14 protein-coding genes and 1 pseudogene are annotated in these 15,777 nt (G+C 72.3%); 4 read left to right on the top strand and 11 right to left on the bottom strand.

From position 1 onward, the window contains the following. Positions 1-9: 9 nt before the first annotated feature. The 6 genes from ABG090_RS01630 to ABG090_RS01605 are packed head-to-tail and all read right to left on the bottom strand — an operon-like array spanning position 10 to position 6,567. A complete protein-coding gene (locus tag ABG090_RS01630) occupies positions 10-1,200 on the bottom strand; it encodes a serine hydrolase (protein ID WP_347755813.1) in 1,191 nt (396 codons plus the stop codon). Further along, a complete protein-coding gene (locus ABG090_RS01625) occupies positions 1,197-2,057 on the bottom strand; it encodes an ATP-binding cassette domain-containing protein (protein WP_347755811.1) in 861 nt (286 codons plus the stop codon). The genes ABG090_RS01630 and ABG090_RS01625 overlap by 4 nt, the downstream gene beginning before the upstream one ends. Continuing rightward, positions 2,054-3,013 carry an ABC transporter ATP-binding protein gene (locus tag ABG090_RS01620; protein ID WP_347755809.1) on the bottom strand — a complete coding sequence of 320 codons (960 nt, stop codon included), beginning with the start codon at positions 3,011-3,013 and terminating at the stop codon, positions 2,054-2,056. The genes ABG090_RS01625 and ABG090_RS01620 overlap by 4 nt, the downstream gene beginning before the upstream one ends. Further along, positions 3,010-3,906, bottom strand: a complete 897-nt coding sequence (locus ABG090_RS01615; protein WP_347755807.1) for an ABC transporter permease — start codon at positions 3,904-3,906, stop codon at positions 3,010-3,012. Before ABG090_RS01615 ends, ABG090_RS01620 begins: the two co-directional genes overlap by 4 nt. After that, positions 3,903-4,919 (bottom strand): ABC transporter permease, encoded by a 1,017-nt coding sequence (locus tag ABG090_RS01610; protein ID WP_347755805.1) that lies wholly within the window; start codon positions 4,917-4,919, stop codon positions 3,903-3,905. Before ABG090_RS01610 ends, ABG090_RS01615 begins: the two co-directional genes overlap by 4 nt. A 52-nt stretch (positions 4,920-4,971) precedes the next feature. After that, positions 4,972-6,567: an ABC transporter substrate-binding protein gene (locus ABG090_RS01605; RefSeq protein WP_347755804.1), complete on the bottom strand. Its 1,596-nt coding sequence runs from the start codon at positions 6,565-6,567 to the stop codon at positions 4,972-4,974. Between the two features lie 112 nt (positions 6,568-6,679). Between ABG090_RS01605 and ABG090_RS01600 the strand changes: the two genes are divergently transcribed. Further along, a complete protein-coding gene (locus ABG090_RS01600) occupies positions 6,680-7,579 on the top strand; it encodes a LysR family transcriptional regulator (RefSeq protein ID WP_347755802.1) in 900 nt (299 codons plus the stop codon). A gap of 4 nt (positions 7,580-7,583) precedes the next feature. Here ABG090_RS01600 and ABG090_RS01595 read toward each other — a convergent pair. Next, positions 7,584-8,443: pseudogene (locus tag ABG090_RS01595) on the bottom strand (SDR family oxidoreductase). Between the two features lie 136 nt (positions 8,444-8,579). Between ABG090_RS01595 and purF the strand changes: the two are divergent. Further along, positions 8,580-10,037 carry an amidophosphoribosyltransferase gene (gene purF / locus ABG090_RS01590; RefSeq protein ID WP_347755801.1) on the top strand — a complete coding sequence of 486 codons (1,458 nt, stop codon included), beginning with the start codon at positions 8,580-8,582 and terminating at the stop codon, positions 10,035-10,037. Positions 10,038-10,067: 30 nt separating this feature from the next. Here the strand turns inward: purF and ABG090_RS01585 are convergent, their stop codons facing one another. From ABG090_RS01585 to ABG090_RS01570, 4 genes are all read right to left on the bottom strand, one after another. Continuing rightward, a complete protein-coding gene (locus ABG090_RS01585; RefSeq protein ID WP_347755799.1) occupies positions 10,068-11,210 on the bottom strand; it encodes a hypothetical protein in 1,143 nt (380 codons plus the stop codon). A 2-nt stretch (positions 11,211-11,212) separates the two neighbouring features. Next, a complete protein-coding gene (locus ABG090_RS01580) occupies positions 11,213-11,608 on the bottom strand; it encodes a hypothetical protein (RefSeq protein ID WP_347755797.1) in 396 nt (131 codons plus the stop codon). 514 nt (positions 11,609-12,122) lie between these two features. After that, positions 12,123-13,076 carry a hypothetical protein gene (locus tag ABG090_RS01575; protein WP_347755795.1) on the bottom strand — a complete coding sequence of 318 codons (954 nt, stop codon included), beginning with the start codon at positions 13,074-13,076 and terminating at the stop codon, positions 12,123-12,125. Between the two features lie 32 nt (positions 13,077-13,108). Next, positions 13,109-13,441 carry a sterol carrier family protein gene (locus ABG090_RS01570; protein WP_347757649.1) on the bottom strand — a complete coding sequence of 111 codons (333 nt, stop codon included), beginning with the start codon at positions 13,439-13,441 and terminating at the stop codon, positions 13,109-13,111. A gap of 147 nt (positions 13,442-13,588) precedes the next feature. Here ABG090_RS01570 and purD point away from each other — a divergent pair, with 147 nt between their 5' ends. Continuing rightward, complete coding sequence (gene purD / locus ABG090_RS01565; RefSeq protein ID WP_347755794.1) at positions 13,589-14,848, top strand: phosphoribosylamine--glycine ligase; 1,260 nt, start codon at positions 13,589-13,591, stop codon at positions 14,846-14,848. Then, positions 14,845-15,726 (top strand): phosphoribosylaminoimidazolesuccinocarboxamide synthase, encoded by an 882-nt coding sequence (locus ABG090_RS01560; RefSeq protein WP_347755792.1) that lies wholly within the window; start codon positions 14,845-14,847, stop codon positions 15,724-15,726. The genes purD and ABG090_RS01560 overlap by 4 nt, the downstream gene beginning before the upstream one ends. Positions 15,727-15,777 lie beyond the last annotated feature (51 nt).

The following is a 15,777-nucleotide window of genomic DNA, read 5'->3' as shown; positions in this document are numbered from 1 at the left end:
GGTCGCCGCTCAGCGCCGCTCGAGCGCCGCGCAGATGTCGGTGAACAGCTCGGCGTGCGCGCGGTTCCAGGCGATGGTGATCGGCACGGGCAGCGACGACACCTTCGCGATCACGGTCTCGGTCGGCGGGTCGATCCAGACGTACTGGCCGTGGATGCCGGAGGCGTAGACGTTGCCGCGCTCGTTGCCGGTGACCCACCACTGCTGCGAGTAGCGGCCGGCAGGGTGCACCTGCTGGTAGGCGCTGCCCGCGGCGGCGTCGGCGTCGCCGCCGGTGACCGTCCGGTCGATCCACGCCGCCGAGACGATCCGCTCGCCGTGGATGACGCCACCGCCGAGCACGAGCTCGCCGACGCGGGCGAGATCGCGGACCGTGCACGAGATGCCGCCGTTCGCGAAGGCGAAGCCGCCCCGGTCGACCGTGACGAGCGCGTCGCGGTCGGCGCCGAGCCCTGACCAGAGGCGGTCCGCGACGGCGTCCGCGTAGCGCTGCCCCGTGACCGTCTCGACGATCCACGCGAGCACGTCGGTGCCGGCGGAGAGGTAGCGCCAGCGCGAGCCGTGCTCCTGCGTGCCCGCGAGGCCGCTCAGGAACGCGTAGGTGTCGAGCGGGTCGCCGGGCCGCGCGGAGAGCCAGCCGGCGACGCGATCCTGCACGCGCACCTCGGAGTCCTGGTCGTCGTAGTCCTCGGCGTAGTCGACGTCGGCGGTCATGTCGAGCACCTGCTGCACTGTCGCCGAGCCGTACGCGGAGCCCACGAGATCGGGCACGATGCTGTCGACCCGCTGGTCGGTGCGCAGCAGGCCGTCGTCGACGAGGGTGCCGACCACCAGGCCGCAGAGCGACTTCGAGACGCTCATCAGCAGATGCCGGTCGGAGCGGCGACGGCCGGGCGCGAAGTGCTCTGCGACGACCCGACCCCTGTGCACCACGACGAGCGCATCCGTGCACGAGTCGGTGAGGCGCTCGAGGACGGCCGGCACCCCGGACAGGTGGTCGAGGCCCATCGACGGCGCCTCCTCCTCCGGCCGCTGCCGGCTGATCGGCATCGTCGGGACGAGCTGCTCGACGTGGGAGAAGGCCCAGCGGTTGTGCGGAGCCTCCTGCCAGCTGTCGAGCGTCAGCGCCCCCGGCTGCTCGCCGGGATAGCGCGGCGGACGAGCGAGATGGGCTGCGGCACCCGGGATCGTCTCGGTCATGTGACGGTGCTCCTGTCTGCCGCGGGATGCGCTGCCGCGCGCCGCGCGGCTGCGGGCGCTGCGGGCATCGACGCCAGCAACTGCTGGGTGTACTCGTGCTGCGGGTGCACGAGCACGGTGGAGGCGGGCCCGTGCTCGACGATCCGCCCGTGGCGCATCACCGCGGCCTCGTCGCTCATGTGGCGCACGACGTCGAGGTCGTGGGAGATGAGCAGGTACGCCAGCGCGTGCTCGGCGCGAAGCCGGTGCAGCAGGTTCAGCACCTGCGCCTGCACGGAGACGTCGAGCGCGCTGGTGGGTTCGTCGAGCACGAGCAGCTGGGGCGTGGTCGCGAGCGCGCGGGCGATGCCGACGCGCTGCGCCTGACCGCCGGAGAGCTGGTGCGGCAGCCTGCCGGCCTGCGCGCTCGCCAGGCCCACCTCGTCGAGCAGCTCGTGCACGCGGCGGCGCAGCGCGGTGCCGCGCAGTCGCGTATGCGTGCGCAGCGGCTCGGCGATCGACGCCTCGACGCTCGAGCGCGGGTCGAGCGCGGCGATGGGGTTCTGGAACACCACGCCCGTGCGGGCGCGGAGCCGGCGCAGCTCGCGAGCGCCGAGCCCGTCGAGCCGGACGCCGTCGACGGCGCTGCTGCCGCTGCTGGGCTCGATCAGGCGCAGCGCGCAGCGCGCGACGGTGCTCTTGCCGGAGCCCGACTCCCCCACGAGTCCCAGCGTCTCGCCGGGCGCAATCGAGAACGAGACATCGTCGACGGCGCGCACCTCCCGGCGGCGCACGCGGAACACCTTGGTGATGTGGTCGACGGAGAGCACGGGCGTCGCGACGCCGACGGAGGTCGCGGTCTCGGGCGCGGCGCTCATGCGTGCACCCCGATCCGGATGCAGGCGGCCGTGTGCTGTTCGCCCGCGGGCATCAGCGGCGGGTCGGTGGCGGTGCACGCGTCGATCGCGATCGGGCATCGCGCGGCGAACGCGCAGCCCGAGATGGCCAGCAGGTTGCCCGGAACCGAGCCGGGGATCGCGACGAGCAGCTCACCAGGCTCGCGCCCGGCCGGCAGCGCGGCCAGCAGCCCGCGGGAGTAGGGATGCGCGGGCTCGGTGAGCACCGCATCCGCCTGCCCGTGCTCCACGACCCGCCCGGCGTACAGCACTGCGACCGAGTCGCACGCCTCGTGCACCACGGCGAGGTTGTGCGTGATGAGCAGCGCGCCGAAGCCGAAGCGGTCGCGCAGCCTGCGCACCAGGTCGAGGATCTGCTTGGCGACGGTGACGTCGAGCGCCGTGGTCGGCTCGTCGAGGATGAGCAGCTTCGGCTCGCACAGGAGCGCCATCGCGATCATCGCGCGCTGCAGCATGCCGCCGGAGAGCTCGTGCGGGTAGGCCGCCATGACGCGCTCGGGGTCGGGGAGCCCGACCTCGCCCAGCATCTCGAGGATGCGCGATCGCTCGCTCTCGCGAGGCACGCGTCGGCGCCTGAGCACATCCCGCATCTGGCGGCCGAGCGTGAAGACCGGGTTGAACGCGGTGCCGGGGTTCTGGAAGACGATCGAGATGACGTCGCCGCCGAGCGTGCCGGGTCGGGAGAGATCCTGCTCGACGCCATCGACGACGATCCGGCCGCTGGCTCTGGCTCCGCGCGGCAGCCGACCGAGCACCGCGAGCCCGGTGAGGGTCTTGCCGCTGCCGGTCTCCCCGACCAGGCCGAGGATCTCTCCGGGCGCGACCGACAGCGAGATGCCCCGCAGCGGGCGGTTCGTGGCGGTGCCCCTGTCGACGAACTCGATCTGGAGCGCTTCGACCTGCAGCAGCGCGCTCATCGCTGCACCCGCCTCGGGTCGAGGAGATCGCGGAACGCGTCGCCGAGCAGGTTGAAGCCGAGCACCGTGACGAAGATCGCCAGGCCGGGGAAGGTCGAGACCCACCAGGAGGTGAAGATCTGGCCGCGGCCCTCGGAGACCATCAGTCCCCAGTCGGGCGATGGCGCCTGCGCGCCGAGACCGATGAAGGCGAGCGACCCGGCGGCGAGGACGACAGCACCGATGTCGACCGTCGCCTGCACGAGCACGGGCGTGAGGGAGTTGCGCAGGATGTGCCGGGGCACGATCTGCCAGGCCGGCACGCCGATCGCCCGGGCCGCCTCGACGAACGGCCGGTCGCGCAGGGAGCGAGCCTCGGCGCGCACGAGCCGCGCGTACCAGGGCCACCAGGAGATCGCGAGCGCGATGCCTGCGTTGAGCAGGCTCGGTCCGAGCAGCGCGACCGTGATCATCGCCAGCAGCAGCGGCGGGAACGCCTGGAAGATCTCGGTGACGCGCATCAGCAGGCCGTCGAGCCAGCCTCCGCGGTAGCCGGCGATCGCGCCGATCGGGATCCCGATGAGGGCTGCGGCCGCCACGACCGCGAGCGAGATGGACAGCGCGGGGCTCGCGCCCATGATGATGCGGCTGAGCACGTCGCGGCCCAGCTGGTCGGTGCCGAGCCAGTGCGCGGCGCTGGGCGCGAGCAGGCGGTCCGACGCGTTCGTGACACCGGCGCCCTGCTCCGGGTAGGGGGCGAGCAGCGGGCCGGCGACCGCGAGCACGAGCATCAGCAGCACGATCGCAAGGCCGAGCGCCGCGAGCGGGTCGGTGCGCAGCACGCGCGCGAGCTTGCGCAGCGGCGGGTCACCGACGGGGATGAGGGTCGGCATGGGCACGGCGGTCGAGGTCATGCGATGGCCACCCTCGGATCGAGCTTGGCCTGCACCACGTCGACGAGGAAGTTCGCCAGCAGGTAGGCGCCGGCGCCCAGCATGGTGATCGCCATGATCGACGGGTAGTCGACCGCGAGCATCGCGTTGGTCGCGAACTGGCCGATGCCCGGCCAGTTGAAGACGACCTCGACGAAGAAGGTGCTGGTGAGGCCGTAGGCGGCGGCGAGGCCGACGATGGTCATCGTGGGCGGCAGCGCGTTCTTCAGCGCGAGCCGCCACCGGATCAGGCCGTCGCGCAGGCCGTAGGCGTTGGCCGTGAAGATGTAGTCCTGGCTGAGGACTTCGAGCATGGATGCGCGGGTCATGCGAGCGATCAGTCCCGTCGGGTAGGCGGCGAGGGTGATGGCGGGCAGCACGAGGTGCTGGAGCCCGTCGAGCCAGGCCGTCATGTTGCCGGTGATGAGCGCGTCGAAGAGCGCGAAGCCGGTCACCGGCGTGATCGGGCTGATGTAGTCGATCTCCCGCGAGAACTGCCCGGTGGCCGGCAGCAGGCCGAGGCCGCCGACGACCAGCACCTGCAGCAGCAGTCCGAGCCAGAAGTGCGGCATCGAGACGCCGCCGATGGACAGGAAGCGCACCGTGCCGTCGAGCACGCCACCGGGCTTGCGAGCCGCGACGACGCCCAGCACGACCCCCACGACGAGCGCGAGCAGCATCGCGGTGCCGAGCAGCTCGAGCGTCGCGGGCAGCCGCGACGCGAGCTCATCGAGCACGGGTCGCTTGGTCGTCAGCGAGTCGCCCCACTGGCCGGTGACGAGTCCGAGCAGGTAGTTGAGGTACTGCAGCGGCAAGGGGTCGTCCAGGCCGAGCTGCTCGCGCACGCGAGCGAGCTCCTCGGGCCTGGCCCTGATGCCCGCGTACACGGCGGCGGGATTCGAGGGGATCACGCGAGCGAGCACGAAGACCACCAGGCTGAGCACGAGCAGCACGCCGACGGCGCTGCCGAGCCTGACAGCTGCGAAGCGGAACATGGATCGCCTCCCGGCGGGTCGCGGCGGGGGCCGGACGGCCCCCGCCGATGGCTCACTCGGTGGGGCGGATGTTCGCGAAGAACGTCGTGAACGGGTAGTTCTCGTTGAACGGCGCCACCTGCAGGTCGGCCGGCACCACGGTCACCACCTGGGCGTCGTAGAGGAAGGCGCCAGGAGCCTGGTCGACCAGCAGCTGCATCGCGTCGACGTACATCGCCTGCGCCGCATCCCGGTCGGTGCCGGTCAGCGTGCCAGCCTCGTCGACGAGCGCGTCGTACTCGGCGTTGCTCCAGTAGGAGAGGTTGAAGAACGGCTCGTCGCTCGAGTGGAACAGCGAGTAGAGGTTGTCGGAGCCGGCATCCGAGTAGGTGGGCCAGTAGTAGACGACGAAGATGTCCTGCGCGCTGGCGGGGTCAGCCTTGGCGGCCTCCCACTGCTGGGTGAACAGCTCGCCGCGCACCTCCAGCTCGACGCCGATCTGCGCGAAGGAGTCGGCGATGAGCGGCACGAAGCGTGCCTCCGCCGCGTTCTCGGATGCGTAGGTCAGCGACAGGCTGAAACCATCGGCGTTCCCGGCCTCGGCCAGCAGCTCGCGGGCCCGGTCGAGGTCGTAGGTGTACTGGTCGACGTCCTCGGAGAAGGGGAAGATGCCCTGCGGCACCGGACCGAACGACTGCGTGCCGTAGCCGTGCGCGCCGACGTCGATGAGGTCCTGGTAGGGGATGGCGTAGCTCAGCGCCTGGCGCACGAGCGGGTCGTTCAGCGGTTCGCGCGTGGTGTTGAAGTAGGCGAGGAAGCTGAACGGCGACGGCGTGGCCCGCACCTCCGCGTCGATCTGCTCGGCGACCTGGTCGACGTTCTCGAGCGGCAGCGTGGTGGCGAACTGCACCTCACCGCTCGTGAGCATCTGCTGCGCGGTGACGGCGTCGGGCGTGATCGAGACGTCCACGATCTCGTAGTGCGACGCTGCATCGGCGTTCCAGTAGCCGTCGAAGGCCTCCAGCACGACGCGCTCGCCGGGAGCGTAGTCGCGGAGCGTGTAGGGGCCGGTGCCCGCCTCGATGCCCGCTTCGAAGTAGGTCTCGTCGGCGCTCACGGCGTCGAGTGCCGCGGGCGAGACGATCCAGGCACCGTAGGTCGACGCGACGATGAGATCGAGCGGCGCCGCGTAGGCGAGCGTGAAGACCACCGTGCGCTCATCCGTCGCCTCGACGCTCTCGACCGGCGCCCAGATGAACGATGCGCCGCCGCGCTCCTTGGCAGCCTCGACGCTCTGCACGACCGCGTCTGCGTTCAGCGGCTCGCCGTCGTGGAAGCTGACGCCCTCGCGCAGCGTGAACGTCCAGCTGAGGCCGTCGTCGCTGGTCTCGTAGGACTCGGCGAGCAGGTTGGTGTAGTCGTCGTCGGAGCCGACCGGGTTGCGCTGCAGCAGGGTCTCGTAGAGGTTGCCCATGTAGAGGGCCTCGGTCGAGAACGATGCGATCGGATCCCAGGTGGTGACGGCCGCGGAGGCGGCGACGGCCAGCACGTCGGTGCCCCCGTCAGAGGGCGCCTCGCTGCCGCTGGGCGTGCTGCCGGCGGCGCAGCCCGTGAGGGCGAGCGCGACGGCGGCGAGGACCGCGGTGGTGCGGATCGGGCTTCGTGCCATGGGAGGACCTCCATCGGCCGTCCTCCATCGGACGGATCCCTGCCAGGCTAGGCGGCGGAGCCATAACGCGCCAATACTTGCATTGCCCTAAGGTGATGCCTCGGAGGTATCAATGGAGATCCGCGTCGTCAGATATTTCTTGACCATCTGCGAGTTGGGCACGATGCACGCCGCCGCCGACGAGCTCCACGTCGCGCAGCCATCGCTCAGCCGGCAGATCCGCAGGCTCGAGGCCGAGCTCGGATTCACGCTGTTCGAACGAGCCGCGAGGGGGCTCACCCTCACGCCCGCGGGGCACACGTTCCGACCCGTCGCGGCGGAGCTGGTGCAGCGCGCCGACCACGCCGCCACCACTGCGCGCGCCATCGCCCGCGGCTCCTCCGGCGGCCTCACGCTCGCCGCGGCACCGACCACGGTGACCGACATCGTGGCGCCGTTCGTCGCGACCGAGCCCGGCGGGGCCGCCGTGATCGACGTGGTCGAGTCGGCGACCGAGGGCCTCTACGCGCTCGTCGAGCGCGGCGAGGCGGACGTCGCGATCGGCACTCGCGTGCCGCCGAGCACGATGGAGTCGGTCGTGATCGGGTCTGCGTTCCTCTGGGCACAGGTGCCGATCGAGCACGAGTTGAGCGGCTCGCAGGGCGTGCCGCTGCCGCGGCTGCTGCAGGAGCCGCTCATCGTGATGGCGGAGGGGCACGCCGTGCGCCGCATGTTCGAGGCGGCGCTCACCCGCGCGGGACTGACATACTCCCCCGCCTTCGAGACCGGCTCTCCCGCGACCGCCCAGGCTCTCGCCGCATCCGGCCGCGGTGTCTGCATCCTCTCCGACGACCCGCGCTTCGAGCTCGCCGCGGTGCCGATCCTCGATCACCGCCGCACCATGACGATCACCCTCTACGGCGTCTGGCAGCACGGGCACTTCGCTGCCGACGAGATCCGGGAGGTGGTCTCGGGGGTGGGCGACTTCGTCGCGCGGCTCTACCCGCAGGCGGCGCAGCCGCCCGCCCCCTGACCTGCTAGAAGACGGGCTTGCCTCCGGTCACGCCGAGCACCGTGCCCGAGACGTAGCTGGCCTCGTCGCTCGCCAGGTAGACGAAGGCGGTGGCCACCTCGATCGGCTGCCCGGGTCGGCCGAGCGGCGCATCCATGCCGAAGTCCTCGACGGACGGCTTGGTGGCCGGCTGCAGCGGGGTCCAGATCGGGCCGGGCGCGACGGCGTTCACGCGGATGCCGCGCTCGCCCACCTGCGCCGCGAGGTTGACCGTGAAGTTGTTGATCGCTGCCTTGGTCGACGCGTAGTCGAGCAGCGTCTCCGACGGCTCGAACGCCTGGATCGAGGAGCAGTTGATGATGCTCCCGCCGTCGCGCAAGTGCGGCAGCAGCGCGCGCGTCAGGTTGAACATCGCGAAGATGTTCGTCTCGTACGTCTGCCGCAGCTGCTCGTCGGAGATGTCATCGAGCGACTCCTGCGCCATCTGGTAGCCGCGTTGTTGACGAGCACCTCGAGCCCGCCGAGCTCGCGGATGACCGTATCGGCCAGGTCGCGGTTGGCCTGCTCGGTGCGCTGGTCGCAGGGCACCAGCACGCAGCGGCGGCCGGCGGCCTCGACCTGGCGACCGGTCTCCTCGGCGTCGGCCTGCTCCTGCGGCAAGTAGGCGATGGCGACATCCGCGCCCTCCTTGGCGAAGGCGATCGCGGTGGCGCGGCCGATGCCGGAGTCGCCGCCGGTGATGAGCGCGCGCTTGCCCTCGAGGCGGCCGCGCCCGGTGTAGCTCGTCTCGCCGTGATCGGGCACGGGCTGCAGCTCGTCGGTGCGCCCTGGCCACTCCTGCGTCTGCTGCGGGAGGTGCTTGATGGATTCGGTGTCGGGTTGCATGACGCCCACTGTGCCGAGGCCGCCTGGACGTGCGGTGGATGCCCGCCGAGCGTCAGATCTGCGCAACCATCGCGTCGGTGAGCACGGGTCGCTCGATAGGCTTGATCGTCATCCCCGCGACAGAAGGAGCTCGCCTGTGTGCGGCATCGTCGGCATCGTCTCCGACTCGAGCGTGAACCAGCAGGTCTACGACGCCTTGGCGCTCCTGCAGCACCGAGGCCAGGACTCCACCGGTATCGCGACCGCCGAGGGTCGCTCGATCCACGTCAAGAAGGCCAAGGGGCAGGTGCGCGAGGCGTTCCGCACGCGCGACATGCGCGCGCTGCTGGGCGAGCTCGGGCTCGGGCACGTGCGCTACGCGACCCGCGGCGAGGCCGAGAACGAGCTCGAGGCGCAGCCCTTCTACGTCAACGCGCCCTACGGCATCGTGCTCGTGCACAACGGCAACCTGACGAACTCGCGGGAGCTCGAGCGTGAGCTCGCGACCGTCGACTACCGCCACGTCAACACCGGCAGCGACACCGAGATGCTCGTGAACGTGCTCGGTTCCGAGCTGCAGACGCTCGTCGCGAGCGGGGCGCTCGACGCCGACCGGGTCTTCACCGCCGTGCGCCGCGTGCACGAGCGCATCCGCGGCTCGTACGGCGTGATCGCCCTCATCGCGGGGCACGGCATGCTCGCGTTCCGCGACCCCTTCGGCATCCGCCCGCTGGTGCTGGGATCGCGCACGAGCCCCGCCGGGCGCACGGAGTGGATGGTCGCGAGCGAATCGGTGGCGCTCACCGGCTCCGGCTTCCAGCTCGAGCGCGATGTGCGACCGGGCGAGGCGATCTTCATCACGCCCGACGGCGAGCTCATGAGCGAGATGACGCACGACAGCCCGGTGCTGGTGCCGTGCTCGTTCGAGTACGTCTACCTCGCCCGGCCCGACTCGGTGATGAACGGCATCAACGTCTACGAGTCGCGGCTGCGGATGGGTGAACGGCTTGCCGACACCATCGAGAAGTACACGCCGTCCGGTGCGATCGACGTGGTGATGCCGATTCCCGACTCGTCGCGCCCCGCCGCGATGGAGGTGGCGCGCCGATTGGGCATCGAGTACCGCGAGGGGTTCTACAAGAACCGCTACGTCGGTCGCACCTTCATCATGCCCGGTCAGGCCACCCGCAAGAAGTCGGTGCGGCAGAAGCTCAACGCGCTCGAGAGCGAGTTCCGCGGCAAGAACGTGCTCGTGGTCGACGACTCGATCGTGCGCGGCACGACCAGTCGCGAGATCGTCGAGATGATGCACTCGGTCGGCACCAAGACCGTGACGTTCACGTCGGCCGCGCCGCCCGTGCGCTACCCGCACGTGTATGGCATCAACATGCCCTCCCGCGACGAGCTGATCGCCTCCGGTCGGAGCATCCCCGAGATCAACGAGCAGCTGCGCAGCGACTTCCTCGTCTACCAGGAGGTCGACGACCTGCAGCGGGCGATCATCGGCGACGCCGACATCTCGGGCCTCGACATGTCGTGCTTCACCGGCGAGTACGTCACCGGCGACGTCACACCCGAGTATCTCGAGTGGGTCGAGCAAACGCAGCTGAGCTGACCACTCGGCCGCTGGGCGCGCGAAGCCCCGTCAGCTGACGCGCTCGCGGGCGCCGACGCCCGGCGCCCACATGCCGACGCCCGCCACGAGGCAGGTCAAGGCAGCGCCCAGCACGACATCGGGGAGCGGCACGGCGCTGAGCAGCAGGCCGCCGATCCCTGCGCCCGCGGCTGCGGCCAGCACCAGGAGGGCGGTTGCGCCGGTGGCGAGACGCCGCTCGGCGCGGCGCGCAAGCTCGGCCAGTGCGACCGCGGCCGCGAGCGCGACGCCGAGGACGACCGCGACCACCAGGTCGAGCACGCCGGGTCGAGCGATCGGAGCGATGAGCGCAGCGCCCCCGCCGATCACGGCGAGCGTTGCGGCGCCCGCGGCGCTGGCCCCGGCCCCGGCCTCGGGGCGATCGGCCAGCATGGCGAGCGGCGGCCCGAGCAACGCGCCGATCGCGAGCGTGATCGCGATGGCGCCGGCCGGCGCCGGATCGTCGACGCCGACCGCCGAGAGCCCGGGGCGCAGCGCCGCGAGCGCGCCGACGCCGGCCGCGGCGATCGCCAGCAGCGCCAGGAGCGGCGGTGCAATCGGTGCCCGGCCTGGAGCGGCGGCACGACCGCCAGGGGCGACTGCGCTGCTGGACGCCTCCGCCGCGACGGGAGCGGATTCGCGAGCGGCGGCGAGCACGACCACGAGCAGCTGCAGGCCGGCGGCGCCGATGAGCGCGCTCGCCGAGCCGTGCGCGGGCAGCACGGCGGCCAGCGCCGCCAAGGCTGCGCCGAGCGCCGCGGCCAGCAGCGTGGGGGCGAGGCGCACGCGGGGCGCGAGCGATGCGTCGGCAGCGGCAGCGATCCTCATCGCCGAGACGTGCACGCCAGCGGCGAGCCCGAGCGCCACGGCGACGGCGAGCTGCGCGGGCAGCTGCAGCAGCGCCAGCGAACCGGCCGCGGCGCTCGCGAGCAGCGCTAGCGAGCTGGCCGCGAGCAGCCGTGCCCGCGGCGCGACGGCGGCTGGCACCAGCAGGCCGAGCGCGGCACCGGCGGCCGCGCCCGTCGCGCCGAGCGCGACTGCCAGCGACCCGCCGTCGCGGCCGAGCGCATCCGCCGTCAGCGTCGTCGCCGCCAGGGAGAAGCCGACCCAGGCGAGCGCGTTCGTGAGGCCGAGCCGCGCGCGCCGAGTCGCCACCCTCAGGCCGCGCTGCCCGGCGCGTCGTGCTCGCCGCGCGCCTCGATGTCGGTCTGCTCGGCGACGAGCGTGGATGCGCGCTTCGACAGTCTGCGGTCGATGATCACGGCCACGAGGCCGCCGAGCCCGGCGCCGATCGCGAAGCCGAGCACGACCGCCAGGCCGACCACCGGGAGCGTGTCGACCTGCTGACCCGCCTCGTCGACGGCGCGCGGCATGAGCAGCCCGATGATCCACATCGCGAGCGCTCCGAGCAGCGCGCCGACCGCCATGAAGGCGCCGTACCTCGGGGAGCGACGCACGCGCACCTCCACCTCGCGGCGCTGCGCATCCGCCGCTGGCGCGGCGGGCGGGGTCGAGCTCGCGTCGTCGGGCTGCGATCCTGGGGTCGGCTCCATGCCTCCATGATCCCACGCGCGCATCCGAGACGACGCGCACGCGGCCTCGCGTCGCGCGCACCGCGCACGCTGCCCCACCCCTCGGCTCCCACCGGTACCGAATGGTCGCCCCGCGTCCCCCGGGCCGACAATCTCGTACCGGTCCGCGGCCGGTCGCGCGCGCCTGCGTCGAGCGTCGCGTCGCACCCGTACCGATTGGCCGCCTCGCGGGCGCCGGGGCGACGACTCGGTACCGGTCCCCTGGCGCTCGCGCGCGCCTGCGTCGAGCGTCGCGTCGCACCGGTACCGATTGGTCGCCTCGCGGGCGCCGGGGCGACGATTCGGTACCGGATCGCGGGCGGCCGAGGCCACGCGGATGCGGGTGCGGGCGTGAGGGCCACGGCGGGCGGGGTGCGGGCGTGAGGGCCACGGCGGGCGGGGTGCGGGCGTGCGGGCCACGGCGCGCGGGCGTGCGGGCGCGCGGGGCATCGCGGGCGGGCGTGCGGGGGCAGCGCGGGCCGGCGGTGCGACGGTGTCAGCGGTGGCGGAACAGCGAATTCGTGCGCAGCGACGTCTTCGAGAGCGCGCCGGTCGTCAGCGAGGAGCGCACGAGCGTCGAGCCCTGGCGGCGGATGCGCTCGGCGTCGACGAGATCCAGCTGACCGACGAGCGCTGCGGTGGCCTGGTCGAGCTGCTGCGGCAGGCCCTGCTGCGCGCGCTCGGCTGCCATGGCCGCCGCCCGGCGAGCCTGCTCCGCGGCCTGCCGAGCGGCCTGCTGCGGCGCTCGGAGCGCCTCCTGCTCCCGCGCGTCGACGCGCTGACGCAGCTCGTCGATGCGCCGAAGCCGTTCCCCGCCAGGCTGCTGCTGCCGCTGTGGGCTCGGCTGCTGCATCCACTGGCCCTGGCCCTGCTGCTGGCCCTGGCCCTGCTGCCGCCCCTGGCCGAGGTAGGGCTCGCCCGCTTGCTGCGCCTGCCCCTGCCGGTGGTCCTGCCCGTGCTGCTGCGCCTGCCCGTGCGCGACGCTCTGCCGCTGCTGCTGCGGAGCGCTACCGGCGCGCGCCGCGCGCTCCTGCTCGACCGCCGATGCCGCCGCGGCAATGCGCTCGCGCCACGACTGCGGCACCCGATTGACCAAGTGCTCTGCCTGCGAGGAGAGCTCGCCCGAGCGCTGCGACACCTCGCGACGCACCTGCTGCACGCCCGTGCGGGCCTGCTCGGTCGCTCGCGCGGAAGCGCCGCGCGCCACCTGGCGCAGCGCACCGAATCCGCCACGCATCATCAGGAAGCCGATGAACGTTGCCGCGCCCGCGAGCATCAGCGGCACCAGCGCGGTCTCGAGCGCGCTGTCGACGCCGACGATCAGGGAGGACTGCACGATCCACGGCAACCACTGGATGAGCGCCGGCACGCCGTTGAGCAGCAGGATGATGCCGACCACCATCGTGACCAGCGGGCCGATCCAGCCCTTGGGACTCACCACCTGCGCCATGTGCTCAGTATGGCCCGCCGCGCTGGGCTCGCCTAGGCCGACAGGCGGACGAGCGGCAGCCAGGCAGACACGTCGGCGCGCACGCCCGAGGCGTGGACCGCACCGCGCTCGAGCGCCGCTGCCCACGTCTCGGTGCCGGTCGCGAGCGCCAACCACGTCGCGACGTCGAGCTCGATCACGTTCGGCGGGGTGCCGCGAGTGTGGCCAGGGCCCGCGACCGCCTGCACCGCGCCGAACGGCGGCACGCGCACTTCGACGCTCTTGCCGGGCGCTCGCTCGGCCAGGCACTGCAGCGTGTAGCGCACCGCGAGGGCACGCTCGGCCCGCTCGGCGTCGGGCGCGAGGGCCGCGTGCACCGCGTCCATGCCAGCGGGATCGGGGATGCGCTTCGCCACGATCCGAGGCTAGTCGGGGGCGCTGTCATGCGAATTCATGGCCAACGCAGGCCGGACGCAGCGACGATCCATCCACCGATCGACGCGCGGTGCGCCCAAACTTCGTAGAATGGCCAGGTGCGGATCCTGGTTCTCGGCAGCGGCGCGCGCGAGCACGCCATCATCTCGGCGCTCCTGGCGGAGGGTGGTCACGAGATCACCGCGGCCCCCGGCAACGCCGGCATCAAGCGCGATGTGGAGACCGTGCGCATCGACATCAAGTCGCCAGAGCTCGTCACCGAGTTCGCGAGCGACGGCGGCTTCGACCTAGTCGTGATCGGTCCGGAGGCGCCGCTCGTCGCGGGCGTGGCGGATGCCCTGCAGCGGGCAGGCGTGCCGGTCTTCGGCCCGACCAAGGCGGCCGCGCGCATCGAGGGCTCGAAGTCGTTCGCGAAGGACGTCATGGCGCGGGCCGGCGTCCCCACCGGGGTCGACACCACCGCGACGACCATGGACGAGGTGCGAGCGGCGCTCGACGCATCCCGCCCCCCGTACGTGCTGAAGGCCGACGGGCTCGCCGCCGGCAAGGGCGTCATCGTCACCGAGGATCGTGCAGCCGCGGAAGCCCACGCCGAGCAGTTCCTCCCCGATGGCCCAGTCCTGATCGAGGAGTTCCTCGCTGGCCCCGAGGTGAGCTTGTTCGTGCTCACGGATGGCGTCTCGGTCGTGCCGCTGGCTCCCGCGCAGGATTACAAGCGTCTCGGCGAGGGTGACCAGGGACCGAACACGGGTGGCATGGGCGCCTACTCGCCGCTGGCCTGGCTCGCCGAGCGCTTCGGCAGCGAGCAGGCGTTCGTCGATGAGGTCGTCGAGCGCGTTGCACTGCCCACCATCCGCGCCATGGCCGACGCCGGCACGCCCTTCTCCGGCCTGCTCTACTGCGGCCTCATCGTGACGCAGTCGGGCGTGAAGGTGATCGAGTTCAACGCGCGCTTCGGCGACCCCGAGACCCAGGTCGTGCTGCCCCGCATCGAGTCGGGGCTCGCGGATGCGCTGCTCGCGGCCGCGAACGGCACCCTCGGCTCCTCCGCACCGCTCGTCTGGCGCGACTCGGCCGCGGTGACCGTCGTGCTCGCGAGCGAGGGCTACCCGGGCGACCCGACGACGGGTCGGGTGATCACCGGCGTCGATGAGGCGGCGGCGATCGAGGGCGTGCACGTGCTGCACGCCGCGACCGGCGAGGGCGAGCACGGCCTGACGGCGACGGGCGGCCGGGTGCTCAACGTGGTCGGCACCGGCGCGACGCTCGCCGAGGCGCGCGACCGCGCGTACGACGCGCTCTCGCGGATCGAGCTGCAGGGCGGGCAGTCGCGCGGCGACATCGCCGCTGACGCATGACCGAGGTCGCGGGCGAGCAGTTGCGCGGCTGGAGCCTCGCCTACAGCGGCAAGGTGCGCGACCTCTACGTCGCCGAGGGCGAGACGCTCGAGACGGCCGCTGAGATGCTCATGGTCGCCACCGACCGGGTGTCGGCGTTCGATCAGGTGCTGGAGCCGGCGATCCCCGGCAAGGGCGAGCTGCTCACGTCGCTCACCCTGTGGTGGACGGAGCGGCTGGGTCTGCCGACGCAGCTCGCGACCGACGCGGAGGCTCGCACGCCAGCGGCGGTGCGCGGTCGCGCGATGCTGGTGCGCACGCTCGACATGCTGCCGGTCGAGTGCGTGGTGCGAGGACGTGTCACGGGCTCCGGCCTGAAGGAGTATCAGCAGAGCGGGTCGATCTCCGGGGTCGAGCTGCCCGCTGGCCTGGCGGACGGCGACGCGCTGCCAGAGCCGATCTACACGCCTGCGTGGAAGGCTCCGCAGGGCGAGCACGACGAGAACGTCTCCTTCGAGCGCACGGTCGAGCTCGTCGGCCGAGACGAAGCGGAGGCGATCCGGGAGCTGAGCCTGTCGGTCTTCGCGCGAGCCGCGGCGGTAGCCGACGAGGCCGGGCTCGTGCTGGCTGACACGAAGTTCGAGTTCGGGCGCGATCGCGTCACGGGCGCGCTGCTGCTCGCGGATGAGGTGCTCACCTCGGACTCGTCGCGCTACTGGGACGCGGCCGCGCTCGAGGCCGGCCGCGTCGAGTCGTTCGACAAGCAGATCGTGCGCGACTGGCTCGCCGCCAACTGGGACGGCGCGGGAGCGGCTCCCGGGCTGCCGGCCGAGATCGTCGAGCGCACCGCGGCGCGGTATCGCGAGCTCATCGAGCGGCTGACAGCGCGCAGCGCGTAGCCCACGTAGGTCGAGGAGCGTGCGATCGACAGATCGCTCGCGTCACGAGAC

The sequence above is a fragment of the Agrococcus sp. ProA11 genome (genome assembly GCF_039880525.1).
Taxonomy (GTDB): Bacteria; Actinomycetota; Actinomycetes; order Actinomycetales; family Microbacteriaceae; genus Agrococcus; species Agrococcus chionoecetis.
Note: the sequence above shows the minus strand (reverse complement) of the source record. Positions and strands in the feature narration are given on the sequence as shown.